Annotated in this window: 25 protein-coding genes; 20 read left to right on the forward strand and 5 right to left on the reverse strand. The window is 71.0% G+C overall.

The genetic code is table 11. The features are described 5' to 3' along the window. The first annotated feature begins 4 nt into the window (after window positions 1–4). The 3 genes from cbiB (at window position 5) to ACT54X_RS04845 (ending at window position 2374) form a co-directional block, all read left to right on the forward strand. Window positions 5–952 (forward strand): adenosylcobinamide-phosphate synthase CbiB, encoded by a 948-nt coding sequence (gene cbiB, locus ACT54X_RS04835; protein ID WP_476345343.1) that lies wholly within the window; start codon window positions 5–7, stop codon window positions 950–952. Further along, on the forward strand, window positions 949–1971 hold the full coding sequence (locus ACT54X_RS04840) for an aminotransferase class I/II-fold pyridoxal phosphate-dependent enzyme (protein WP_476345345.1): 1023 nt from the start codon (window positions 949–951) through the stop codon (window positions 1969–1971). Before cbiB ends, ACT54X_RS04840 begins: the two co-directional genes overlap by 4 nt. Before the next feature lie 142 nt (window positions 1972–2113). Beyond that, entirely contained in the window at window positions 2114–2374 is a 261-nt protein-coding gene (locus tag ACT54X_RS04845) for a hypothetical protein (protein ID WP_043112290.1), read from the forward strand. A gap of 105 nt (window positions 2375–2479) precedes the next feature. On the opposite strand, the gene ACT54X_RS04850 is transcribed toward ACT54X_RS04845, so the two are convergent. The 3 genes from ACT54X_RS04850 to paaY form a co-directional block, all read right to left on the reverse strand. After that, a complete protein-coding gene (locus tag ACT54X_RS04850) occupies window positions 2480–3082 on the reverse strand; it encodes a GbsR/MarR family transcriptional regulator (RefSeq protein ID WP_017757888.1) in 603 nt (200 codons plus the stop codon). 77 nt (window positions 3083–3159) lie between these two features. Then, window positions 3160–3468, reverse strand: a complete 309-nt coding sequence (locus tag ACT54X_RS04855; RefSeq protein ID WP_476345347.1) for an EthD family reductase — start codon at window positions 3466–3468, stop codon at window positions 3160–3162. A 47-nt stretch (window positions 3469–3515) separates the two neighbouring features. Beyond that, the gene (gene paaY, locus ACT54X_RS04860; RefSeq protein WP_234194019.1) at window positions 3516–4118 is read right to left on the reverse strand and encodes a phenylacetic acid degradation protein PaaY; all 603 of its coding nucleotides are present in this window, start codon (window positions 4116–4118) and stop codon (window positions 3516–3518) included. 166 nt (window positions 4119–4284) lie between these two features. On the opposite strand from paaY, the gene ACT54X_RS04865 reads away from it, so the two are divergent. The 13 genes from ACT54X_RS04865 to ACT54X_RS04925 all read left to right on the forward strand — a co-directional run bounded on the left by ACT54X_RS04865 (window position 4285) and on the right by ACT54X_RS04925 (window position 16342). Then, entirely contained in the window at window positions 4285–5082 is a 798-nt protein-coding gene (locus ACT54X_RS04865; protein WP_476345350.1) for an enoyl-CoA hydratase-related protein, read from the forward strand. A 7-nt stretch (window positions 5083–5089) separates the two neighbouring features. Beyond that, window positions 5090–5530: a hydroxyphenylacetyl-CoA thioesterase PaaI gene (gene paaI / locus ACT54X_RS04870; RefSeq protein WP_476345352.1), complete on the forward strand. Its 441-nt coding sequence runs from the start codon at window positions 5090–5092 to the stop codon at window positions 5528–5530. A gap of 26 nt (window positions 5531–5556) precedes the next feature. Next, window positions 5557–6873, forward strand: coding sequence for a phenylacetate--CoA ligase PaaK (gene paaK / locus ACT54X_RS04875; RefSeq protein WP_476345354.1), 1317 nt, complete (start codon window positions 5557–5559; stop codon window positions 6871–6873). 45 nt (window positions 6874–6918) lie between these two features. Further along, complete coding sequence (gene paaA / locus ACT54X_RS04880; RefSeq protein WP_476345356.1) at window positions 6919–7929, forward strand: 1,2-phenylacetyl-CoA epoxidase subunit PaaA; 1011 nt, start codon at window positions 6919–6921, stop codon at window positions 7927–7929. Window positions 7930–7988: 59 nt separating this feature from the next. Continuing rightward, entirely contained in the window at window positions 7989–8300 is a 312-nt protein-coding gene (paaB, locus tag ACT54X_RS04885) for a 1,2-phenylacetyl-CoA epoxidase subunit PaaB (RefSeq protein ID WP_114804145.1), read from the forward strand. A gap of 20 nt (window positions 8301–8320) precedes the next feature. Continuing rightward, the gene (gene paaC / locus ACT54X_RS04890) at window positions 8321–9109 is read left to right on the forward strand and encodes a 1,2-phenylacetyl-CoA epoxidase subunit PaaC (protein WP_476345358.1); all 789 of its coding nucleotides are present in this window, start codon (window positions 8321–8323) and stop codon (window positions 9107–9109) included. 53 nt (window positions 9110–9162) lie between these two features. Further along, entirely contained in the window at window positions 9163–9657 is a 495-nt protein-coding gene (gene paaD, locus ACT54X_RS04895; protein WP_476345653.1) for a 1,2-phenylacetyl-CoA epoxidase subunit PaaD, read from the forward strand. Further along, window positions 9654–10745: a 1,2-phenylacetyl-CoA epoxidase subunit PaaE gene (paaE, locus tag ACT54X_RS04900; RefSeq protein WP_294374722.1), complete on the forward strand. Its 1092-nt coding sequence runs from the start codon at window positions 9654–9656 to the stop codon at window positions 10743–10745. The genes paaD and paaE overlap by 4 nt, the downstream gene beginning before the upstream one ends. A gap of 13 nt (window positions 10746–10758) precedes the next feature. Continuing rightward, on the forward strand, window positions 10759–11430 hold the full coding sequence (locus ACT54X_RS04905) for a TetR/AcrR family transcriptional regulator (RefSeq protein WP_294374725.1): 672 nt from the start codon (window positions 10759–10761) through the stop codon (window positions 11428–11430). Between the two features lie 82 nt (window positions 11431–11512). Next, the gene (locus tag ACT54X_RS04910) at window positions 11513–12661 is read left to right on the forward strand and encodes an ABC transporter substrate-binding protein (RefSeq protein ID WP_476345360.1); all 1149 of its coding nucleotides are present in this window, start codon (window positions 11513–11515) and stop codon (window positions 12659–12661) included. Between the two features lie 5 nt (window positions 12662–12666). Next, window positions 12667–13695, forward strand: a complete 1029-nt coding sequence (locus tag ACT54X_RS04915; protein ID WP_476345362.1) for a branched-chain amino acid ABC transporter permease — start codon at window positions 12667–12669, stop codon at window positions 13693–13695. Beyond that, the gene (locus tag ACT54X_RS04920) at window positions 13692–15554 is read left to right on the forward strand and encodes a branched-chain amino acid ABC transporter ATP-binding protein/permease (RefSeq protein WP_476345364.1); all 1863 of its coding nucleotides are present in this window, start codon (window positions 13692–13694) and stop codon (window positions 15552–15554) included. The genes ACT54X_RS04915 and ACT54X_RS04920 overlap by 4 nt, the downstream gene beginning before the upstream one ends. Continuing rightward, window positions 15551–16342 (forward strand): ABC transporter ATP-binding protein, encoded by a 792-nt coding sequence (locus ACT54X_RS04925; protein WP_476345366.1) that lies wholly within the window; start codon window positions 15551–15553, stop codon window positions 16340–16342. Before ACT54X_RS04920 ends, ACT54X_RS04925 begins: the two co-directional genes overlap by 4 nt. Window positions 16343–16397: 55 nt before the next feature. On the opposite strand, the gene ACT54X_RS04930 is transcribed toward ACT54X_RS04925, so the two are convergent. Further along, window positions 16398–16820 (reverse strand): cupin domain-containing protein, encoded by a 423-nt coding sequence (locus tag ACT54X_RS04930; RefSeq protein ID WP_476345368.1) that lies wholly within the window; start codon window positions 16818–16820, stop codon window positions 16398–16400. A gap of 101 nt (window positions 16821–16921) precedes the next feature. Here ACT54X_RS04930 and aroC point away from each other — a divergent pair, with 101 nt between their 5' ends. The 4 genes from aroC to ACT54X_RS04950 all read left to right on the forward strand — a co-directional run bounded on the left by aroC (window position 16922) and on the right by ACT54X_RS04950 (window position 21226). Further along, window positions 16922–18058 (forward strand): chorismate synthase, encoded by a 1137-nt coding sequence (aroC, locus tag ACT54X_RS04935; protein ID WP_234194039.1) that lies wholly within the window; start codon window positions 16922–16924, stop codon window positions 18056–18058. Next, window positions 18058–19245, forward strand: a complete 1188-nt coding sequence (locus tag ACT54X_RS04940; protein ID WP_476345370.1) for an MFS transporter — start codon at window positions 18058–18060, stop codon at window positions 19243–19245. Before aroC ends, ACT54X_RS04940 begins: the two co-directional genes overlap by 1 nt. Further along, window positions 19242–20468, forward strand: a complete 1227-nt coding sequence (locus ACT54X_RS04945; protein WP_476345372.1) for an MFS transporter — start codon at window positions 19242–19244, stop codon at window positions 20466–20468. Before ACT54X_RS04940 ends, ACT54X_RS04945 begins: the two co-directional genes overlap by 4 nt. A gap of 77 nt (window positions 20469–20545) precedes the next feature. Beyond that, window positions 20546–21226 (forward strand): DsbA family oxidoreductase, encoded by a 681-nt coding sequence (locus ACT54X_RS04950; protein ID WP_294374746.1) that lies wholly within the window; start codon window positions 20546–20548, stop codon window positions 21224–21226. On the opposite strand, the gene opgC is transcribed toward ACT54X_RS04950, so the two are convergent. Continuing rightward, entirely contained in the window at window positions 21180–22328 is a 1149-nt protein-coding gene (gene opgC, locus ACT54X_RS04955; RefSeq protein WP_294374749.1) for an OpgC domain-containing protein, read from the reverse strand. The genes ACT54X_RS04950 and opgC overlap by 47 nt on opposite strands. Window positions 22329–22366: the final 38 nt, after the last annotated feature.

The following is a 22366-nucleotide window of genomic DNA, read 5'->3' on the forward strand; positions in this document are numbered from 1 at the left end:
CCCCGTGACGGACGGCCTGGTCGTGCTCGCCGCCGCGCTCTGGCTGGCGCTCGCCGTCGACCGCTGGCTGGGCGAGCCGCCGGCGCGCATGCATCCGGTGGTGGGCATGGGCCGCTGGCTGGGCTGGGCCGGACGCCATGTGGCGCCGCTGCCGGGCGACGCGCGGCGTGCCGGGCCCTTGGTGCGCGGCGCGCTGGCGTGGCTCGTGGGCGCCTTCGTGGCGACGGTGCTGGGCTGGGCCCTGCAACGGGCCGCCGGCGCCTTGCCCGCGGTGCTGGCCACGGTGGCGCTCGCGCTGTGCCTCAAGCCGCTGCTGGCCTGGCGCATGCTGCGTGACGAGGTGGCGGCGGTGGAGGCGGCGCTGGGGCGTTCGCTCCCCGAAGGCCGTGAACGCCTCGCCCGCCTGGTGAGCCGCGATGTGCAGCGGCTGGATGCCGGCGAGGTGCGCGAGAGCGCCATCGAGTCGCTGGCCGAGAACCTCAACGATTCGGTGGTGGCGCCGCTGTTCTGGTTCGCCATCGCCGGCCTGCCGGGCGCCGCGCTCTACCGCTTCGCCAACACGGCGGACGCCATGTGGGGCTACCGCGGCGAGCGCGGCGGCCGGGACTGGACCTGGGCCGGCACATGGGCGGCGCGGGCGGACGACGCCCTGTCCTGGCTGCCGGCCCGGCTCACGGCCCTGCTGCTGATGCTGGCCGCCGGGCGCTGGCTCGCCGGGCTGCGGCGGGAAGCGGCGCGCACGCCGTCGCCCAATGGGGGCTGGCCCATGGGCGCAATGGCGCTGCTGCTGGGCGTGCATCTGCGCAAGCCCGGGGTCTACGTGCTCCACGCGGGCGGCCGCGCGCCGCAGGCGCGGGACACGCAGCGGGCACTCCTCCTGGCAGGGCGTGCCGTGCCGATGGCAGGCGCGCTGGCCACGCTGGCGCTCGTCTGGCTGGGGCAGGCGCGATGAGGCCCATGGTCCACGGGGGGCCGGACGCGCAGGGCGTGCCGGTGCACGACTTCTCCACCAACGCCAACGCCTGCGGACCCTGCGCGGCGGTGATGCAGGCGCTGCGGCAGGCCGATCCCACGCGCTATCCGGACCCGGCGGCCACGGCACTGCGCGCCCGGCTGGCCGCGTGGCACGGCGTCGCTCCCGAACGGGTGCTGGTGGCCGCCAGCGCGAGCGAGTTCATCGTGCGCATCACGGCGGCCGTGGCCCTGCGCCGTCGGGGCGAAGGGCCGGTGCAGGTGCCAGCGGCCGCCTATGGCGACTACCGGCGGGCGGCCGAAGCCCATGGACTGCCGGTACAGGTTGTCGGCGAGTCGCTGGCGCTCGGTGACGATCGGCCGCCGGTCCTGGCCTGGGCCTGCGAGCCGTCCTCCCCGCGCGGCGACGCCGTGGCGGATCTGCCAGCCCGGCTCGATGCCCTGCCACCGGGCACGGCGTTGGTCCTGGACTGCGCCTACGTCCCTCTGCGGCTGGAGGGCGCCTCGGCGTTGAGCGCGGCGCAGCGCGACCGGTGCTGGCAGCTGTGGACGCCCAACAAGGCCCTGGGGCTGACGGGGGTGCGTGGCGCCTATGCCATCGCACCGGCCGAGGCGCCCGACCGGCTGGTCCAGGACCTGCACGCCCTGGCACCGTCGTGGCCTCTGGGCGCCCATGCCGAGGCCATGCTCCGGGCCTGGACCGAGCCGGCCGTCCAGGACTGGCTTTCGACGCAATGCCTGCCGCGCCTTCGGCAATGGAAGCAGCGCCAGATCGCGCACTGCGAAGCGATGGGCTGGCAGGTGGCGCCCGGCGTCGCCAACTTCTTCTGTGCCAGGCCAGGCGCGCCGTCCCTCGACGAGGCGTTGCGGGACCTGCGTGCGCAGGGCATGAAGCTGCGCGACTGCGGCAGCTTCGGCATGCCGGGCTGGGTGCGACTGGGTGTGCTGCCCCCGGCCAGCCAGGACGCGCTGGCTCGCGCATGGAGTCCGTTCACATAGACGGATGGCGCGCCCCGTGATCGCCCGATGGCCTGCGAGCGCGCACTGCCGCTTCGGTCACGACGATGGCGCGATGGCCGACAGCCCGGCCTGGCCCGCGGCAGGCACGCTTGGTGCATCGCTCACAGATTCGGAGAACACCATGCGTCAAACCTTTTTCGGTATAGCCACCGCCCTGTCCCTGATCGCCTTTGCCGGCGCCAGCCATGCCCAGCTCGGCAAGGCCGCATCGGAGGCGTCGGACGCCGCCGAGCACAAGATCGACCAGAAGCGCGCCGAGAGCGACGCCAAGAAGAGCGGGCCGGTGGGCAAGGCGGTCAACAACGTCAAGTCGGAGTACCACAAGAACCGCTCCAAGAACTCGGCCGACAAGGCCAAGGACGCGCTCAAGGGCAAGGACTGAGTCCAACCACAAGGGCCGCCCGCGGCGACACGCGGCGGCATCTGGCCAACCGAGCAAAAGGGCTGCAGCGATGCAGCCCTTTCTGCTTGCGACCGGTGGTCTCGCCTATTCGCCGTCGGCGTCCTTGCGCCCTCGGCCGCCGCTGGTCAGCCGCCCGGTGAGGTCCAGCACCCGCGTCACCGCGGCGCCCATGCCCATGAGCCGCATGGCCGTGTCGGGCGACAGGCGCTGCACGTCGTCGAACCAGCGCACCAGCCGGTCGATCAGGTCGTGCATCTCGCGCATGCGCTGCTGGGCATGGCGCTCCTCCTCGGTGGCCGGCTCCTGCAACAGGGCGTTGCGCAGCATCGAGAGCGTGGGCTCGATCTCGCGGCGGCGGCGTTCCTCGGCCAGCACGCGGAAGATGTCCCACACCTCGCCCGGCGTCTCGAAATACTCGCGCCGGTCGCCTGCCAGATGCCGCAGCTGCACCAGCCGCCAGGCCTGGAGTTCCTTGAGCCCCATGCTCACGTTGGAGCGCGAGAAGGACAGCGTCTCGCTGATCTCCTCGGCATTGAGGGGCCGCTGCGACAGGAAGAGCAGGGCATAGATCTGGCCCACCGTGCGGTTGATGCCCCAGCGGCTGCCCATCTCGCCGAAGTGGTCGACGAACTGGCGGTGGAGTTCGGGCAGGGCAGGGCGCGGGTCGGCAGGGCGGCTGTGGGGCATTCGCCGATTGTGCGTGCTGGCATTTCAGGAAAAGCCGAAATCCCAGGAATGCCTTGAATCCGGTGGGGCGATGGCGTTCAGCCCGCCTGGCTGATCTGCATCGTCGGCCGGATGTCGGTGTAGTTCTTCACGTCGCCGTTGATCTCCTTGGCATGCGGGCCGAAGGCGGCCTGGAAGGCTTCGATCGATTCGCAGTCGATGTGGCACATGGCCTCGAAGGCCGGCTTGGAGCCGGGCGCCGGCCCCGACAGGCCGCGGTCGATGCGGTAGCCCAGGCAGGCCGCACCCATGCGGGCCTGGATCATGGGCATGTGCTTGTCGCGGTAGTAGTCGTGGTCGAAGCGGGCGCCTTCGGTGAAGGGGTAGAGGACGCTGACACGGATCATGGGGGGTCTCCTGGAGTGGTTGCGAACGGGTGGATGGATGCTGCGCTTCAGCCGCGGCGGGTGGCGATGAGCGGCTGCACGTCGGGTGCTTTCAGGCGGGGCCGGTCGGCCTCGGCCCGGGCCAGCGGCGCGACCTCTTCCATCGTGGCCAGGCAGCGGCGGGTGAGGTCCTGGTAGGTGAGGGTACCTTCGCGCTTCCACGCGATCTCCTGCTCGGTCAGCGGTCGCTTGACGCGTGCGGGCACGCCGGCCACCAGGCTGGCATCGGGGATCTGCATGCCCGCGGGCACGAATGCGCAGGCGGCCACGATGGTGCGCTCGCCGACCACGGCCTCGTCCATCACCACGGCATTCATGCCCACCAGCGCATCGCGGCCGACCACGCAGCTGTGCAGCACGGCGCCGTGGCCGATGTGGCCGTTCTCGCGCACCACCGTGTCGCGCTCGGGAAAGCCGTGGATCACGCAGGTGTCCTGCACGTTGGAGCCGGCCTCCAGCACCACACGGCCGAAGTCGCCACGCAGGCAGGCCGCGGGCCCGACATAGCAGCCCGGGCCGACGTGGACGTCGCCGATCAGCACGGCGGTGGGATGCACATAGGCGCTCGGGTCCACGACGGGCACCACGCCTTCGATGGCATAGCAGGGCATTGCGCAAGGTCTCCTTCGGGCGCAGCACCGAACGGCACGGCGCTGACACGGGTTTTCTCGGGGTGTGCTGACTTGCGTCAAACAGCGTAGCAATCTTAAGATAAGCCGACCGGTCGGTCGAAAGTAATTCGGCGAAGCGACCCCCGAACAATCCCGGAGACGCCCCATGTCCGACGCCCTGGTGATCGAGAGCACGGCCGATGCCGTGCGCACCCTGACGCTCAACCGCCCCTCTGCGCTCAACAGCTTCACCCAGGCCATGCACCACGCGCTCATGGACGCGCTGGAGCGCGCTGCGGCGGATGTCGGCGTGCGCGCGCTGGTGCTCACCGGCGCCGGCCGCGGCTTCTGCGCCGGCCAGGATCTGGCCGATCCCGCCGTGGCCCCCGAGCCTGGCGGCGCGCCCAAGGACCTGGGCGAGGTCATCGACCGCTTCTACCGTCCGCTGGTGCTGCGCCTGCGCAGCATGCCGGTGCCGGTGGTGGCGGCCGTCAACGGCGTGGCCGCGGGCGCCGGCGCCAACCTCGCGCTGTGTGCGGACCTTGTCCTGGCGGGGCGCTCGGCCAGCTTCATCCAGGCCTTTGCCAAGATCGGCCTGGTGCCCGACGCGGGTGGCACCTGGCTGCTGCCGAGGCTGGTGGGCCGTGCGCGCGCGCTGGGCCTGGGCCTGCTGGGCGACAAGCTGCCGGCCGAGGAAGCCGAGCGTATCGGCCTGATCTGGCGCGTGGTCGACGATGCCGCTTTGGCGGAGGAGGCGCAGCAACTGGCCCGCCGGCTGGCCGCCATGCCGGTGAAGGCCCTGGTCGCCACGCGCACGGCCTTCGATGCGGCGCAGGCGCTGGATCTGGAGGCCGCCCTGGCCCAGGAGGCCCGCCTGCAGGGCGAGCTCGGGCGTGCCCGCGACTACCAGGAAGGCGTGGCCGCCTTCGGCGCCCGCCGTGCCCCGCAGTTCACCGACCGCTGAAGCCGCCATGGCCGCATCCCCTACGCCCCAGCAGATCGCCGACGCCGTGCGCGACGGCATGGCCGCCAACGACCGGGCCCTGCATGCGCTGGGCATCGCCATCGCCGCCATTTCGCCCGGTGCAGCCACGGCCGCCATGAGCGTGCGCGAGGACATGCTCAACGGCCACGACATCTGCCACGGCGGCCTGATCGCGACGCTGGCCGACACCGCCTTCGCCTACGCCTGCAATGCCTACGACGAACTCACCGTGGCCTCGGGCTTCGGCGTGGACTTCGTCGCGCCGGCCCGTCTGGGCGACCGTCTGGAAGCGCGGTGCACCGAGGTCTCGAAGACCGGGCGCACCGGCGTGTACGACGTGGTCGTGACCAACCAGCGCGGCGAGCGCATGGCGGTGTTCCGCGGCCGCTCCTACACCGCCCGCGGCCGGCCCGCGGTACCGCGCTGACCGATTTGCCCGCAAGGAGACGACCCATGCCCGTCAAGCAGCCGGCCCCCGGCGACCTGGAACCCATCGAGACCGCCAGCCGCGACGAGATCGCCGCGCTGCAGTTGCAGCGCCTGCGCGCCACGCTGGAGAACGTCTACGAGAACGTGCCGCACTACCGCCGCGCCTTCGACGAGCGGGGCGTGCATCCGTCGGACCTGCGGCAGTTGTCGGACCTGGCGAAGTTCCCCTTCACCGTCAAGAGCGACCTGCGCGACCACTATCCCTTCGGCATGCTGGCCGTGCCGCGCGAGCGGCTGGCGCGCATCCATGCCTCGTCGGGCACCACGGGCAAGCCCACGGTGGTGGGCTACACCGCCGGCGACATCGACCGCTGGGCCGACCTGGTGGCCCGCTCCATCCGCGCCGCGGGCGGCCGGGCCGGCGACCTGATCCACGTGGCCTACGGCTACGGCCTGTTCACCGGCGGCCTGGGGGCGCACTACGGGGTGGAGCGGCTGGGCTGCACCGCCATTCCCATGTCGGGCGGGCAGACCGAGAAGCAGGTGCAGATGATCCGCGACCTGAAGCCGTCGATCATCATGGTCACGCCCAGCTACATGCAGGTGATCGTCGAGGAGTTCGCGCGCCAGGGCCTGGACGCGCGCGACTGCTCGCTCAGGGTCGGCATCTTCGGCGCCGAGCCCTGGACCGAGGCCATGCGCCGCGAGATCGAGGGCCGTGCCGGCATCGATGCGGTGGACATCTATGGCCTGTCCGAGGTCATGGGCCCGGGTGTGGCCAGCGAATGCATCGAGTCGAAGGACGGCCCGGTGATCTGGGAAGACCACTTCTATCCCGAGATCATCGACCCCGAGACCGGTGAGGTGCTGCCCGACGGAGAGGAGGGCGAGCTGGTCTTCACCACGCTCACCAAGGAGGCCCTGCCCATCGTGCGCTACCGCACGCGCGACCTCACGCGGCTGCTGCCGCCCACCGCCCGCGCCTTCCGGCGCATGGGCAAGATCGTCGGCCGCAGCGACGACATGCTGATCATCCGTGGCGTCAATGTCTTTCCCACGCAGGTGGAGGAGATCGTGCTGCAGCACCCGCAGCTCTCCGGCCAGTACCAGCTGGTGGTGCGCCGGGATGGCCACCTGGACACGGTGGAGGTGCGCTGCGAGCTGCAGCCCGAGGCCGCGGCCGCCGCGAGTGCGGCGGAGGTGGCCGGCTGGGTGCAGCACCGCATCAAGACGCTGATCGGCATCAGCACCACCGTCAACGTGCTGCCGCCCGATGGCATCGAGCGCACGCTCACCGGCAAGGCACGCCGGGTCTTCGACGAACGCGCCAAGGCCCGCTGACCGGCCTTCGTCCGCCCCCACGCAAACCACAGGAAGGACCGCCCCATGTACACCCAGGCCATGGACACCGCCGGCAAGGACGCCGACGCCCGCAAGCCCGTGCGCTCCGCCCAGGAGGCCCTGTTGGAGGCCCGCTTCGATGCGCGCATCGACGACGGCGCCTTCATCGAGGCCAAGGACTGGATGCCGGAGCACTACCGCCGGACGCTGGTGCGCCAGATCAGCCAGCATGCGCATTCCGAGATCGTCGGCATGCTGCCCGAGGGCAACTGGATCACCCGCGCACCGACGCTCAAGCGCAAGGCCATCCTGCTGGCCAAGGTGCAGGACGAGGGCGGCCACGGCCTGTACCTGTATGCCGCGGCCGAGACGCTGGGCACCTCGCGCGACCAGATGCTGGAGGCCCTGCACAGCGGCAAGGCCAAGTACAGCTCGATCTTCAACTACCCCACGCTCACCTGGGCCGACGTGGGCGCCATCGGCTGGCTGGTGGACGGCGCGGCCATCATGAACCAGGTGCCCATCTGCCGCTGCTCCTATGCGCCCTATGCCCGCGCCATGGTGCGCATCTGCCGGGAGGAGAGCTTCCATCAGCGCCAGGGCTTCGAAAGCCTGCTGACCATGATGCAGCAGGGCACCGAGGCGCAGAAGGCCATGGTGCAGGACGCCGTCGATCGCTGGTGGTGGCCCTCGGTGATGATGTTCGGCCCGCCCGACGACCAGAGCCCCAACACGGCGCAGTCCATGCGCTGGGGCATCAAGCGCGTGTCCAACGACGAGCTGCGGCAGAAGTTCGTCGACGCCGCCGTCGAGCAGGCCCGCGTGCTGGGCGTGACCCTGCCCGACCCCGCGCTGAAGTGGAACGAGGCGCGCCAGCACCACGACTTCGGTGCCATCGACTGGGCCGAGTTCTGGCGCGTCATCGCCGGCGACGGCCCCTGCAACCGCGAGCGCCTGGCCGCCCGCGTGAAGGCCTGGGAGGAGGGCGCCTGGGTGCGCGAAGCCGCCCTGGCCCATGCCCGCAAGCAGGAAGAGCAATTCAAGGAGGCCGCATGAGCGAGCACACCCCCGACGCGAAGGGCGACCGCATCGCAGGCGAGGCCGAAGCCAGACCCGTGGGCAACGCAAGCCGGGCGCAACCGCCCCGCGCCGAGTGGCCGCTGTGGGAGGTCTTCGTGCGCACCAAGGCCGGCCTGGACCACAAGCACTGCGGCAGCCTGCATGCTGCCGACGCGCGCATGGCCATCCAGCTGGCGCGCGACGTGTACACGCGCCGGCAGGAGGGCACCAGCGTGTGGGTGGTGCGGGCCGACCAGATCGTCGCCAGCGATCCCGGCGACAAGGACATGTACTTCGACCCGATGGAGGACAAGGTCTACCGCCATCCCACCTTCTACACGCTGCCCGGCGCGGTGGACCACATGTGAGCACCGACGGGAGACACCACATGCAAGCCTCCATCGAGATCGCCCAGGACGCGCCGCTGCAGTACCTGCTGCGCATCGGCGACACCGCCCTCATCCTCGGCCAGCGGCTGGGCGAATGGGCCGGTCACGCGCCGGTGCTGGAAGAGGACATCGCGCTGGCCAACATGGCGCTGGACCTGATCGGCCAGGCCCGCGCGGTGCTGAGCCATGCCGGCGCCGTCGAGGGCCGCGGCCATGACGAGGACCAGCTCGCCTTCCTGCGCGACGAGCGCGACTACCGCAACGTGACGCTGGTGGAGCTGCCCAATGGCCCGGGCCGGCCCGGCGACTTCGCGCTCGCCGTGTTGCGCAACACCATGGCCGCCACCTTCTTCCACCTGCTGTGGACGCGGCTGCAGGACTCCACCGACGCCGAGCTGGCGGCCATCGCCGGCAAGGCCGTGAAGGAGGCGCGCTACCACCAGCAGCATGCCGCCGACTGGGTGGTGCGCCTGGGCGACGGCACGGCGGAGTCGCGCCGGCGCATGGTGGCCGCGCTGGAGCGGCTGTGGCCCTATGCCGCCGAACTCTTCGCCGACGACGCGGTGGACGAGGCCGCCGCCGCCAGCGGCCTGGGCCCGCGCTGGAGCGCGCTGCGCCCCGACTGGGAGGCCGCAATGGCCGAGGTGCTGGCCGAGGCCTCGCTGCCCATGCCTGCGCACACGGCCTTCCTCAGCACCGGCAAGCGCGGCGTGCACAGCGAGCACATGGGCTACATCCTGGCCGAGATGCAGCAGTTGCAGCGGGCGTACCCCGGAGGCGTGTGGTGAGCACGACGGCGGCCGTGCCCACGCCGGCTTCGGTGCCGCAACAGGCCGCGCGCATGGCGCGTGCCTGGGCTGTGCTGGCCGACGTGCCCGACCCGGAGGTACCGGCGCTGTCGGTGTGCGACCTGGGCCTGGTGCGCGAAATTCGCGTCGACGCCGGCGGCCTGACCGTGGTGCTGACGCCGACCTATTCCGGCTGTCCTGCCACGGAGGTGATCGCGCAGAGCGTGCGCGATGCGATCGAGGCCGCCGGCCTGGGCCCGGTGCAGACCGTGTTGCTCCGCGCGCCGGCCTGGACCACGGACTGGATCAGCGAGGACGGCCGCCGCAAGCTGCGCGAGTACGGCATCGCGCCCCCGGGCCCGGTGGCGGCGGGCCAGGGCGTGCCGGTGCGGCTGGTGGGGCGCCGCGGCGCCACGCCCATGGTCGCCTGTCCGCGCTGCAGCAGCCCCGAGACCGAGCGGCTGTCCGCCTTCGGTGCCACCGCCTGCAAGGCGCTCTACCGCTGCATTGCCTGTCGCGAACCCTTCGAGCATTTCAAGCCGCTATGACGCCCCTGTTCCATTCCCTGCGCGTGCGGACCGTGGAGCCCGATACCGCCGAGGCGGTGATCGTCAGCTTCGACGTGCCGCCCGAGCTGCGCCAGACCTTCGGCTTCACCCAGGGCCAGTACCTCACCCTGCGCAAGCAGATCGACGGGCAGGACCTGCGCCGCTCGTATTCGATCTGTGCCGGCGTGGACGATGGCGTGCTGCGCGTGGGCGTGCGCAAGGTGCGCGGCGGCGTGTTCTCCAACTGGATCAACGCCCAGCTGCGGCCCGGCGACGAGATCGCCGTCATGGCGCCGCAGGGCCGCTTCTTCGTGCCGTTGGCGCCCGAGGAGCGCCGGCACCACCTGGGCGTCGCTGGCGGCAGCGGCATCACGCCCATCCTGTCGATCATGAAGACCGTGCTGGCGCGCGAGCCCGGCAGCCGCTTCACGCTGATCTACGGCAACCGGCAGTTGCGTTCCACCATGTTCAAGGAGGAGCTGGAGGACCTCAAGAACCGCTACCTGAGCCGGCTGGTCCTGCACCATGTGTTCTCGAACGAGCACACCGACGCGCCCATCAACAGCGGCGTGCTCGACCGCGAGAAGGTGGGCGACTTCCTGCGCACGCTGGTGCCGGCCTGGTCCATCGACCATGCCTACATCTGCGGGCCCTACCAGATGAACGACGAGGCCGAGGCGGCATTGCGCGCGGCCGGCGTGCCGGGGTCGGCGATCCATGTGGAGCGCTTCGGCATCGCCCAGCCGGCCACCGCCCCCGGAGCCGTCGGCGCCGTGATGCACGAGGCACTGCCGGGCGATGCCGAGCAGGCAAGGGTGGTCATCGTGCGCGATGGGCTCTCGCGCGAGATCGAGTTCCGCCGTGACCAGCCCAGCATCCTCGACTGCGCGGCGGCGGCCGGTGTGGAGGTGCCGTATTCGTGCACCTCGGGCGTGTGCGGCACCTGCCGCGCCAAGGTGCTCGAAGGCGCGGTGCGCATGGGGCGCAATTTCGCCCTCGACAAGGCGGAGGTGCAGGCCGGCTTCGTGCTCACCTGCCAGGCCCATCCCACCACGGACCGGGTGGTACTCTCGTTCGACGAACGTTGACGGGAACGCAGGGATGGCACGAGGACGCGCAGCAGGCTACGACGAACAACGCGAGACCATCCTGGCGCAGGCCGGGCTGCTGTTCGCGCGGCGGGGCTATCCCGCCACCTCGATGAACCAGGTGGCCGAGGCCTGCGGCCTGTCCAAGCCCACGCTCTACCACTACTACAAGGACAAGTACACGCTGCTCGTGAGCATCGCCGAGGCCCATGTGAGCCGGCTCGATGCCATCGTCTCGGAGGTGTGGGCCGGCGAGATGCCGCCCGAGGCCCGCATGCGCGAGCTGATCCTGCGGCTGGTGCGCGAGTACGCCACTGCGCAGAGCGCCCACCGCGTGCTCACCGAGGACGTGCGCTTCCTGGAGCCCGAAGACCGCCAGCGCGTGCTCGACAAGGAGCGCGCCGTGGTGCGCGGTTTCGCGCGGGCCGTGGCGGCCCTGCGGCCCGACCTGCAGGACACGCTGATGGGCATGCCGCTGACCATGCTGCTGTTCGGGATGATCAACTGGATGTTCACCTGGATGAAGCCCGACGGCCCGCTGGACTACGAGGACATGGCGCCCGTGGTGGCCGACCTGTTCCTGGGCGGGCTGCCGGCGGTGCGCCTGCCCGACGCTGCGCGTCGGCCGGTGGACGTTCCCATTGCCGCTTCCGATTCCGACACCGATCCGGCGCCGACCGGCTGACCGGCGGCACCTTTCGCACGCCGCGGGGCGACGCGCCCCGGCGTTTTCTGCCAGACCGAGAAAGTACAGAAGGAGACAAGCCATGAAGTTCAAGATCCAGGCGCTCGCCGCCGCCGCGCTGGCCTGCGCGGCCAGCCTGTCGTGGGCCGACCTGACGGTGGGCGTCACGCTGTCGACCACGGGCCCGGCGGCCTCGTTGGGCATTCCGCAGAAGAACACCATCGCCCTCATGCCCAAGACCATCGGCGGGCAGAAGGTCAACTACGTGGTGCTCGACGATGCCAGCGACACCACCACCGCGGTCAACAACACCCGCAAGCTGATCGCCGACAACAAGGCCGACGTGATCGTCGGCTCCAGCGTCACGCCCAACTCGCTGGCCATGATCGACGTGGCCGCCGAGGCGCGCGTGCCGATGATCAGCTTGGCCGCATCGGCCCGGATCATCTCGCCCATGGACGACAAGAAGAAGTGGGTCTTCAAGACCCCGCAGAACGACGACATGATGGCGCAGGCCATCGTCGACCACATGGCGGCCCGGGGCGTGAAGTCGGTCGGCTTCATCGGCTTCTCCGACGCCTATGGCGAGGGCTGGTACGAGGTCTTCTCCAAGGCCGCCGCGGCCAAGGGCATCAAGCTGGCGGCCAACGAGCGCTATGCGCGCACCGACACCTCGGTGACGGGCCAGGCGCTCAAGCTCATGTCCGCCAATCCGGAGGCCGTGCTGATCGCCGGCTCGGGCACGCCGGCTGCGCTGCCGCAGAAGACGCTGGCCGAGCGCGGCTACAAGGGCAAGGTCTACCAGACGCATGGCGTGGCGAATGCCGACTTCCTGCGCGTGGGCGGCAAGGACGTGGAAGGCACCATCCTTCCCGCGGGGCCCATGCTGGTGGCCGAGCAACTGCCCGACAGCAACCCGGTCAAGAAGTCGGCCATGGCCTATGTGTCCGCCTACGAGGCGGCCCACGGCAAGGGCAGTACCGCGGCCTTCGGCGGCCATGCGTGGGATGCCGGCCTGATGCTGCAGGCCGCCGTGCCCGAGGCGCTCAAGAAGGCGCAGCCGGGCACGCCCGAGTTCCGCGCCGCGCTGCGCGACGCGCTGGAGCAGATCAAGGAAGTGCCCGGCGCGCATGGCGTCTTCAGCATGGCGCCCACCGACCACCTCGGCCTCGACAACCGCGCCCGGGTGATGGTGACCATCCAGAACGGCACCTGGAAGTACGTGCCCTGAACGGCATGGACCTCCAGATCGCCCTGCTGCTGGGCCAGGACGGGATCGTCAACGGCGCCATCTATGCGCTGATGGCGCTCGCGCTGGTGCTGGTGTTCTCGGTCACGCGCGTCATCTTCATTCCGCAGGGCGAACTGGTGGCCTTCGGCGCGCTGTCGATGGCGGCGCTCGGCACCGGCAAGGTGCCGGGCACCCTGTGGCTGCTGCTGGTGCTGGCCGTGGCGGTGCTGCTGCTGGAGCTCTGGCGTGCCCGGCGCGGCGCGGTCGTGGAATGGCGGGCGACGCTGGCCTGGACGGTGGTGCTGCCGCTGCTGGCCTGTGCCGTGGTGCTGCTGTGGCGGCCGGCCTCGCTGTGGGGCCAGTCGCTGGCGACGCTGCTGGTGGTGGCGCCGCTGGGCCCGCTGCTCTACCGCCTGGCCTACCGTCCGCTGGCGCGGGCGAGCGTGCTGATCCTGCTGATCGTGTCCGTGGCACTGCATGGCGTGCTGGTGGGGCTGGGCCTGCTGTTCTTCGGCGCCGAGGGCTCGCGAACGCCGGCCTTCTCCGAGGCCCGATTCGACTGGGGCGGCGTGACCGTGGCCGGGCAGTCGCTCGTGGTGGTGGGGGTGGCGGTGCTGCTGGTGGTGCTGATGTTCATGTTCTTCGAACGCTCCATCGTGGGCAAGGCGCTGCGCGCCGTGGCCATGAACCGCGTGGGCGCGCGGCTCATGGGCATTCCGGCCGATCTGTCGGGCGACCTGAGCTTTGCGCTGGCGGCGCTGATCGGCGCCGTGGGCGGCCTGCTGGTGGCACCGCTGACGACCGTCTACTACGACACCGGCTTCCTGATCGGCCTCAAGGGCTTCGTGGCCGCCATCGTGGGCGGGCTCGCGAGCTATCCGGTGGCGCTGGCGGGCGCGCTCATCGTGGGCCAGCTGGAGGCCTTCTCCTCCTTCTGGGCCAGCGCCTTCAAGGAGGTGCTGGTGTTCACGCTGATCATTCCGGTGCTGTGGTGGCGTTCGCTGCGCAGCCGCCATGTGGAGGACGAGGAATGACCCGCCGGCACCTTACGCTGCTGTTCGTGGCGGCGCTGGCCGCGGCCTGGCCGCTGCTGCCCGAGTTCACCGCCACGGTGTTCAGCTACATCGGGCTGTACGCCCTGGTGGCGGCCGGGCTGGTCATGCTCACCGGCGTGGGCGGCATGACCTCCTTCGGGCAGGCGGCCTTCGTGGCCATCGGCGCCTATGCCACGGCCTGGGTCTGCACATCGCCCACGGCCGCCGCGGCGCTCTCGGCGCTGCCGCCGCCGCTGTGGCCCTGGGTGGGGCTGGCGCTCGGGCTGGCGCTCACCTTCGTGCTGGCCTGGGCGCTGGGCGGCATCACCGTCAAGCTCTCGGGCCATTACCTGCCGCTGTGCACCATCGCCTGGGGGCTGGGGCTGTACTACCTGTTCGGCAACCTGCAGGCGCTGGGCGGGCAGACGGGCATCACCGGTCTGCCGGCGCTCAGCGTCTTCGGTATCTCGCTGGCCTCGCCGCGGGTGCTGGGGCCGGTGATCTGGCTGGTGCTGCTGCTGGCCCTGTGGGCGCTGCACAACCTGCTGGATTCGCGGGAGGGGCGGGCCATCCGGGCGCTCAAGTCGGGCCGGCTGATGGCGGAGTCGATGGGCGTGGACACGGCGCGGCAGCGTGCCCGCGTCTTCGTCCTGGCAGCGCTGCTCGCGGCGCTCTCGGGCTGGCTCTATGCGCACATGCAGCGCTTCGTCAATCCGACGCCTTTCGGCCTGAACGTGGGCATCGAATACCTGTTCATGGCCGTGGTCGGCGGCGCGGGTCATCTGTGGGGCGCTGTGCTGGGCGCCATGCTCATCACGCTGCTCAAGGAGCAGTTGCAGGACTGGCTGCCCCGGCTGCTCGGCGCCAGCGGCAACTTCGAGCAGATCGTCTTCGGCCTGCTGATGGTGCTGGTGCTGCAGCGCTTCGCCGAGGGCCTGTGGCCCACGCTGGCGCGGTGGGGCGGACGCTGGCTCCGGCCCGAACGCGAAGGGCCCGCCGCGGCGCCGGCTCGCGCATTGCCGGCGCGGGCCATGCAGCCGGCGGGCGCGCTGCTGCTGGAGGCGCGTGCCGTCACCAAGCGCTTCGGCGGCCTGGTGGCCAACAGCGCCGTCGACCTGACGCTGCGGGCCGGGGAGGTGCATGCGCTGATCGGCCCCAATGGCGCGGGCAAGAGCACCTTCTTCAACATGGTGTCGGGCGTGGACGACCCGAGCGAGGGCGAGGTGCGCCTGCTGGACGCGCCCATGCAGGGCCGGCCCTCGCGCGAGTTCGCGGCCCGCGGGCTGGGCCGCACCTTCCAGCATGTGCGCCTGCTGGGCGAGCGCAGCGTGCTAGAGAACGTGGCGCTGGGCGCCCACCTGCGCGGCCGGCGCGGCTGGTGGGCTGCGATGCTGCGGCTGGACCGGGCCGAAGAGGCGGCCCTGCTGGCCGAGGCCCGCCGGCAGATCGAGCGCTGCGGCCTGGGGGCCTTCGCCGACCGGCCGGCGGCCTCGCTGGCGCTGGGCCAGCAGCGGGTGGTCGAGATCGCACGCGCCCTGGCGGGCAACCCGGTGGCGCTGCTGCTGGACGAGCCCGCCGCCGGCCTGCGCCACCTGGAGAAACAGGCACTGGCCGGCCTGCTGGCGCAACTGCGCGACGAGGGCCTGGGCATCCTGGTGGTGGAACATGACATGGAGTTCGTGATGAACCTGGCCGACCGCGTGACGGTGCTGGAGTTCGGCACCGTCATCGCCGAGGGAACGCCGGCCGAGGTGCAGCGCAATCCGCGCGTACTGGATGCCTACCTGGGCAGTGCGGAACCGGCCGCGCCTCCGACCTCGGCCCCCGCGGACTCCGCGGTGCTGGAGCCGGCCGCATGAGCGCCCGTCTGGCTGCCGCCGGCGACGCCGCCGAGGTTGAGGCGCGGCCCGGCACCGCCCGGCCCGTGCTGGCGCTGGAGGACTTTCACGTCGCCTACGGCTCCGTCGAGGCCGTGCACGGCGTGGCCCTGCACATCGACGAGGGCGAGATCGTCACCGTCATCGGGCCCAACGGCGCGGGCAAGACCACGCTGCTGGCGGCGGCCATGGGGCTGCTGCCTTCGCGCGGCCGGCTGCGGCTGGCCGGCGAGCTGATCCCGCGGCCCAGCGTCGAGGCCATGGTGGCGCGCGGCGTGGCGCTGGTGCCCGAGCGGCGCGAGCTCTTCGGCGAGATGTCGGTCGAGGACAACCTGCTGCTCGGCGGCTTCTACCGCTGGCGCACGGGCCGCCGGGACCAGCGCGCCCGCATGGCCGAGGTGTTCGCCATCTTTCCGCGGCTTCAGGAGCGGCGGACCCAGTGGGCCAGCACGCTCTCGGGCGGCGAGCGCCAGATGCTCGCCATCGGCCGTGCCCTGATGGCGCGCCCCCGACTGCTGATGCTGGACGAGCCCTCCCTGGGCCTGGCGCCGCTGATCGTGTGCGAGGTGCTGCAGGTGGTGGGGGCGTTGCGGTCGCAGGGCGTGTCGGTGCTGCTGGTGGAGCAGAACGCGCGCGCCGCCCTGCAGGTGGCCGACCGCGGCTATGTGCTGGAGACCGGCCGCGTGGCGCTGCAAGGCCCGGCCGACGCGCTGCTGCATGACCGCCGCATCATCGACACCTACCTGGGCCTGGGGCAGCGCGGCGCGTGAATGGGCTGGCCCTGGGGCTCGTGCCCGTGGTCACCGACGACGTGCCGGCAGATGGCTACTTCCAGGGCGTGGGCGCCGGCACCTCGCAGACGGGCTCGACGTCCACGCTCTTGAAGTCGGCCGGCGAGACGATCTCCAGATACTCCATGTCGGGCGAGTAGTCGAACAGGTAGTGGCGGATGCCCGGGCGCTGGTGCACCACGTCGCCGGCCTCCACCAGCGTTTCCTTGTCCTCGTACATGAAGCGGGCCCAGCCCTTGACCATGATGACGATCTGGAAGTCCGCCTCGTGCCGGTGCCAGCCGGTGCCCGTTTCGGGCGCCATGTTGGCCTTGACCAGGTGCGCGATCACCTTGCCATGGGTGGCCTCGGCGATGCCGAGGTCCCGGTAGAGGAAAAAGTCCCGCAGCCCGCCCGACTGGTAGTCGGTGTCGCCGGGCTTGACGTGCGAGAACTCCGTGGTGGTCCGATCCAACATGGGGCGCGCTCCTTCCTGGGTGGGTGCTGCGCCGCAACATGCATAAAGCGTTCCCGCAGCAGGACGCCCCGGTATCGACACGCACCGATAATCGCGCGCCTATGAGCGGCAACACCTTCGGCACCCTGTTCGCGGTGACCAACTTCGGCGAATCCCACGGCCCCGCGATCGGCTGCGTCATCGACGGCTGCCCCCCCGGCATGGCCCTTTCGGAGGCAGACATCCAGCCCGACCTGGACCGCCGGCGGCCCGGCACCAGCCGGCACGTCACGCAGCGCAACGAGCCCGATGCGGTGCAGATACTCTCCGGCGTGTACGAAGGCAAGACCACCGGCACACCCATTGCGCTGCTGATCCAGAACACCGACCAGCGCAGCAAGGACTACGGCGAGATCGCGCGCCAGTTCCGCCCCGGCCATGCCGACTTCAGCTACTTCAAGAAGTACGGCATCCGCGATCCGCGCGGGGGCGGCCGTTCGTCGGCCCGCCTCACGGCGCCGATGGTGGCGGCCGGCGCGGTGGCCAAGAAGTGGCTGCGCGAGCAGTACGGCACCGAGTTCCGCGGCTGCATGACGCAGATCGGCGAGCAGGTGATCGGCTTCGAGAGCTGGGACCACGTGCCCAACAACCCCTTCTTCGCGCCCGTGGCCGACGTGTCGGCCCTGGAGGCCTACATGGACGCGCTGCGCAAGGCGCAGGACTCCTGCGGCGCCCGCCTGCGCGTGGTGGCCACCGGCATGCCTGCCGGCCTGGGCCAGCCGCTGTTCGACAAGCTCGATGCCGACATCGCCTACGCCATGATGGGCATCAACGCCGTCAAGGGCGTGGAGATCGGCGCCGGTTTCGCCAGCGTGACGCAGCGCGGCAGCATGCACGGCGACGCCATGCGGCCCGACGGCTTCGACAGCAACAATGCGGGCGGCGTGCTGGGCGGCATCAGCACGGGGCAGGACCTGGAGGTGGCCATCGCCATCAAGCCGACCAGCTCGATCACCACGCCCCGTACTTCCGTGGACGTGGACGGCCGGCCGGTCGAGGTGGTGACCAAGGGCCGCCACGATCCGTGCGTGGGCATCCGCGCCACGCCCATCGCCGAGGCCATGCTGGCGCTGGTGGTGATGGAACACGCCTTGCGCCAGCGCGCCCAGTGCGGCGAGCCGGGCGCGGCCTTTCCTGTGGTGCGAGGCGACAAGGCCCAGGCCGACCGACCGGAGGGCCTGCAGGCCTCCTTCCTGTAGTGGCCGACCCGGCCACCACGCCCTCTGCCGCCGCCAGCCGGCGTCCGCTGCTCGCCTTCGCGGGGCTGTCGGCCAGCTATTTCGCCCACATCGGTTTCTTCAACCCCTACCTGCCGCTGTGGCTGCAGAGCCTGGGGCTGCCGATCTTCACCATCAGCCTGCTGACCTCGGTGCAGTCCTTCACCCGGGTGTTCGCGCCCTATGCCTGGGGCACGCTGTCGGACCGCACGGGCGAGCGCGTGAAGCTGCTGCGCATCAGTGCGGCGGTCGCCATGGCGGCATCGCTGGGGCTCTGGTGGAGTGGCGGGCACTGGTGGATCGCGCTGGTGCTGCTGGTCATGTTCACCCACACCAGCTCGATGATGTCGCTCACCGAGGCGGCGCTGGCGCACCTGGTGGCGGGGGACTGGGGCCGCTATGGACGCATCCGGCTGTGCGGTTCGGCGGGCTTTCTGGTGACCGTGTTCCTGGCCGGGGCCTGGTTCGACCGCTTCGGCATGGGGCACTTCCCGGGCTGGGCGCTGGTCACGCTGGGGCTGGTGCTCTTCGCCACGCTCAGGCTGCCCGATCACCGCGAGCCCGTGGCTGCCCGCGGCGGAGTGCACGAGCCGGTCGGGCCGGTGCTGCAGCGGCCGGTGGTGCGCTGGTTCTTCGCCTCGCTGTTCTTTCATGTCACGGCGCACTTCGCCATCTACGGCTTCTTCTCGCTCTACCTCGATTCGATCGGCTACGACAAGGCGGCCATCGGCGCGCTCTGGGCGCTGTCGGTGGCGGCCGAAGTGGCCTGGTTCGGGCTGCAGGGCCGAGTGGTGCGGCGGCTGCGCATGCCGCAGTGGCTGCTGCTGTGCGGCGTGGCCGCCGTGCTGCGCATGGGCCTGACCGCCGGGCTGGGCCAGTGGGTCTGGGCGCTGGTGCTGGGGCAGATGCTGCATGCCCTGAGCTTCGCGGCGCACCACACCACCTGCATCGCGATGGTGACGGAGCACTTTCCGGGGCGGCTGCGCGGGCGGGGGCAGGCGCTGTTCACCGTGATCGGCTACGGCCTGGGTGGCGTGCTGGGCATGCTGGCCGGCGGGGCGGTGGCGCAGCAGATGGGTTATGTGGTCATGTTCTGGGCCGCGACGGCCCTGGCCGTGGTCGGCACCCTGTGCGCGTGGCGTGCAGTGGCGATGGAGCGCCGGGCATGAGCGGCGCACTGCCCGTCCAGCCGCGCCGGGGCCTCGCCTTCGCCATGCTGCTGCCGCTGCTGCTGGCCGCGCAGCCGGTGGCCACCGACAGCTACCTGCCCGCGCTGCCCGAGATCGCGCGCGACCTGGGCTCGGCCAGCAGCAGCCTGACGGTCTTCATCCTGGCCTTCGGCGTGGCGCAATTGCTGTGCGGCCCGCTGGCCGACCGCTTCGGCCGGCGGCCGGTGCTGCTGGCGGGCCTGGGCGCCTATGCCGTCGCGGCCCTGGGCTGCGCGCTGGCGGGCAGCGTGCTGCTGCTGGCGGCCGGCCGGGCGGTGCAGGGCTTTGCCATGGCCGCCATCCTGGTGTGCTCGCGGGCCGCGGTGCGCGACCTGTACCCCGCCCACCAGGGGCCGCAGGTGATGGCCCGCGGGCTGACGGGCCTTGGCGTGGTGGCGCTGATGTCACCGCTGCTGGGCGCCTGGGGCGTGGAGGCCCTGGGCTGGCGCTGGGTGCTGGTGGGCATGGCGATCTACGCGCTGGTGCTGCTGGGGCTGTGCTGGCATTCCTTCGCCGAGACGCACCGGCCGATGCTGGCCGGCGCCCTGGACGCACCCGATGCCTCCGCGCCCCGTGGCAGCGCGCGGGAGGTCTGGCGCAACCGGCCTTTCCGCGCCTGGGCCTCGCTGGCGGCCTGCACCTATGGCGGGCTGTTCTGCTTCCTGCTGCTGTCGCCCATGGTCTACATCGGCTACCTCGGCATGTCGCCAGTCATGTACGGCTGGGTGCCGGCGGGCGGTTCCGTCGTCTACATCAGCAGCACGCTGCTGTGCCGGCGGCTGCTGTCCCGGGTGGGGCCGGTGCGCACGGTGCAGATCGGCTCGGTGCTCAGCCTGACCGGTGCGAGCATCCAGGCGCTCGGCTGCCTGCTGCTGCCGCATTCGCCCTTGCCGCTGCTGGCCGGACATGCGGTGTATGTGATGGGCCATGGCATCCACCAGCCCTGCGGCCAGGCGGGCGCGGTGGGCGACCTGCCGCACCTGGCGGGACGGGCCGTGTCGTGGTCGGGCTTCCTGATGATGCTGGTGGCCTTCTGCGCCGGGCAGACGGCGGCGCTGTTCGTGGATGCGCGCTATTCGGCGGGAGCCTGGCCGATGGTGCTGCCACTGCTGCTGGCGGGGGCGGCGCTGGTCGGCATCGCCTATGGCTGGCTGCCTCGCCTGCAGCGCACCCGGCGCAGCTGAACGCCTGGCCTGGCCGCGTCCTCAGGCAGGATGACCCAAAGGCCTGGACGGTGCAGGTGTGGCCGGCCGAACGCAGAATGGCGCGCATGAACACCCTGCGCATTGATTTCGTCTCCGATGTGTCCTGCCCCTGGTGCGCCGTCGGCCTGGCTTCGCTCCAGACCGCCATGGCGCGCGTGGCGCCGGACGTCCAGGTCGACCTGCATTTCCAGCCTTTCGAACTCAATCCGGACATGGTGGCCGAGGGCGAGGATTCCATCGAGCACCTGATGCGCAAGTACGGCATCGACGAGACCCAGGTGCGTGCCAACGGCGAGGTGCTGCGCCAGCGCGGCGAGGCGGTGGGCTTTCCCTTCAACCTCGACATGCGCAAGCGGGTGTGGAACACCTTCGATGCCCATCGCCTGCTGCACTGGGCCGAGCTGGAAGGCTCGGACAAGCAGCTGGCCTTGAAGAAGGCGCTGTTCAAGGCCTACTTCCTCGACGGCCTGAGCCCGGCCGATCATGAACTGCTGGTGCGGCTGGCGGCCGAGGCGGGCCTCGACGCCGAGCGTGCCCGGGCCCTCCTGGCCAGCGACGAGTTCACCGACGAGGTGCGTGCGACCGAACGCATGTTCACACAGGCGGGCATCCATTCGGTGCCGGCCATCATCCTCAACCGGCAGCACCTGATCTCCGGCGGCCAGCCGCCCGAGGTGTTCGAGCGGGCGCTCAGGCAGATTGCGGGCGCGCAGCCTTCTTCCGTGATGGAGGCTTGACCCGCGCCTCCCATCGGGCCACGCCGATGGCCACCCCATAGAGGGCGCCGAAGACCACGCCCAGCATCAGCGCATCGCCCCACCAGGGCCGGACGTGGAAGTCGCCACCCCAGACCACCAGGACCACGAACACGGCGACCAGGTGGGCGCAGAACACGGAGAGGGAGGCACTGCCCAGCGTCTCCAGCACGCGCGGGCGGGGCAGGTGCTTCAGCCAGGTGGGTCCGTAGCGCAGGACCACGATGCCGATGGCCACCAGGTTCAGCAGGCGCAGCGGCGCCAGTCGCCACTTGTCGAACCACTCGTTGAGCGTATCGTGGCTGCCGAAGGGCGCCTGGCCGGTGGGGCCCAGATGGCGCCACAGCATCACCACGATGACCGTGACCACGGCCGCGCGCACGACGCCCGCCGGGAATTCGAGCTTCGGGGGCAGCGCATCGTGCCGGCTGCAGCCCAACCATAGCCCGGCGAACCACAGGAACTGCCAGGCCAGCGAATCGAAGGAGCCCGTCTCGTCGATGGGCACTGGAATGCCGAGCAGTGCCTGCGCCGCGCGGTACAGAAGGTTGGTGAAGCCGAATTGCGCCAGCAGCCAAAGGCCGGCGCTCACCATCAGCGGCCGCTTCCAGCCATGGCGCATGCCGTAGGCCATGACCCAGGGGCTGGCCAGCATGAACAGGATGTACATGGGCAGGATGTCGAGAAGGGCCGGCTCGTGCACCAACGCCAGTGCCCAGACGAAGGCCTGGTGCGGATAGGCGATGAAGTAGCGCACCCGTTCGTGCACCGCCGGCTGATCGGCCCGCAGGCCCAGCCCTGCGATCACGAAAAAGAGGAACAGCAGCAGCGCCGCCTGGCACAGATAGACCGTCACCGCGCGCCGCCAGAAGGCCTGCCGCATGGCCGCCACGCCCTTCTGGTGGCCGATGCCACCGTACACCAGGCCGCACACGAAGGCCGACAGCAGCACGAAACCCTCGGCCGCCGAGACGAAGCCGAAGGGCTGGCCCAACGGGTCGGTGAGCCGCGACGGCAGGTGCGTGACGGTCATCAGCACGAGCATCAGCCCGCGCAGCGCGTCGATTTCCCAGAGGCGGCGCATGGTGGATCCGGTTGAAAGGCGGCGAGCATCGCAAGGCC

It is taken from the genome of Pseudacidovorax sp. DMC4 (assembly GCF_056314265.1).

Bases quoted from the DNA above. Each gene is read 5' to 3' on its own strand.
- ACT54X_RS04840 (WP_476345345.1), top strand. From the start codon at position 949: ATGAGGCCCATGGTCCACGGGGGGCCGGACGCGCAGGGCGTGCCGGTG.
- ACT54X_RS04845 (WP_043112290.1), top strand. From the start codon at position 2,114: ATGCGTCAAACCTTTTTCGGTATAGCCACCGCCCTGTCCCTGATCGCC.
- ACT54X_RS04850 (WP_017757888.1), bottom strand. From the start codon at position 3,082: ATGCCCCACAGCCGCCCTGCCGACCCGCGCCCTGCCCTGCCCGAACTC.
- ACT54X_RS04855 (WP_476345347.1), bottom strand. From the start codon at position 3,468: ATGATCCGTGTCAGCGTCCTCTACCCCTTCACCGAAGGCGCCCGCTTC.
- paaY (WP_234194019.1), bottom strand. From the start codon at position 4,118: ATGCCCTGCTATGCCATCGAAGGCGTGGTGCCCGTCGTGGACCCGAGC.
- ACT54X_RS04865 (WP_476345350.1), top strand. From the start codon at position 4,285: ATGTCCGACGCCCTGGTGATCGAGAGCACGGCCGATGCCGTGCGCACC.
- paaI (WP_476345352.1), top strand. From the start codon at position 5,090: ATGGCCGCATCCCCTACGCCCCAGCAGATCGCCGACGCCGTGCGCGAC.
- paaK (WP_476345354.1), top strand. From the start codon at position 5,557: ATGCCCGTCAAGCAGCCGGCCCCCGGCGACCTGGAACCCATCGAGACC.
- paaA (WP_476345356.1), top strand. From the start codon at position 6,919: ATGTACACCCAGGCCATGGACACCGCCGGCAAGGACGCCGACGCCCGC.
- paaC (WP_476345358.1), top strand. From the start codon at position 8,321: ATGCAAGCCTCCATCGAGATCGCCCAGGACGCGCCGCTGCAGTACCTG.
- paaD (WP_476345653.1), top strand. From the start codon at position 9,163: ATGGCGCGTGCCTGGGCTGTGCTGGCCGACGTGCCCGACCCGGAGGTA.
- paaE (WP_294374722.1), top strand. From the start codon at position 9,654: ATGACGCCCCTGTTCCATTCCCTGCGCGTGCGGACCGTGGAGCCCGAT.
- ACT54X_RS04905 (WP_294374725.1), top strand. From the start codon at position 10,759: ATGGCACGAGGACGCGCAGCAGGCTACGACGAACAACGCGAGACCATC.
- ACT54X_RS04910 (WP_476345360.1), top strand. From the start codon at position 11,513: ATGAAGTTCAAGATCCAGGCGCTCGCCGCCGCCGCGCTGGCCTGCGCG.
- ACT54X_RS04915 (WP_476345362.1), top strand. From the start codon at position 12,667: ATGGACCTCCAGATCGCCCTGCTGCTGGGCCAGGACGGGATCGTCAAC.
- ACT54X_RS04920 (WP_476345364.1), top strand. From the start codon at position 13,692: ATGACCCGCCGGCACCTTACGCTGCTGTTCGTGGCGGCGCTGGCCGCG.
- ACT54X_RS04925 (WP_476345366.1), top strand. From the start codon at position 15,551: ATGAGCGCCCGTCTGGCTGCCGCCGGCGACGCCGCCGAGGTTGAGGCG.
- ACT54X_RS04930 (WP_476345368.1), bottom strand. From the start codon at position 16,820: ATGTTGGATCGGACCACCACGGAGTTCTCGCACGTCAAGCCCGGCGAC.
- aroC (WP_234194039.1), top strand. From the start codon at position 16,922: ATGAGCGGCAACACCTTCGGCACCCTGTTCGCGGTGACCAACTTCGGC.
- ACT54X_RS04945 (WP_476345372.1), top strand. From the start codon at position 19,242: ATGAGCGGCGCACTGCCCGTCCAGCCGCGCCGGGGCCTCGCCTTCGCC.
- ACT54X_RS04950 (WP_294374746.1), top strand. From the start codon at position 20,546: ATGGCGCGCATGAACACCCTGCGCATTGATTTCGTCTCCGATGTGTCC.
- opgC (WP_294374749.1), bottom strand. From the start codon at position 22,328: ATGCGCCGCCTCTGGGAAATCGACGCGCTGCGCGGGCTGATGCTCGTG.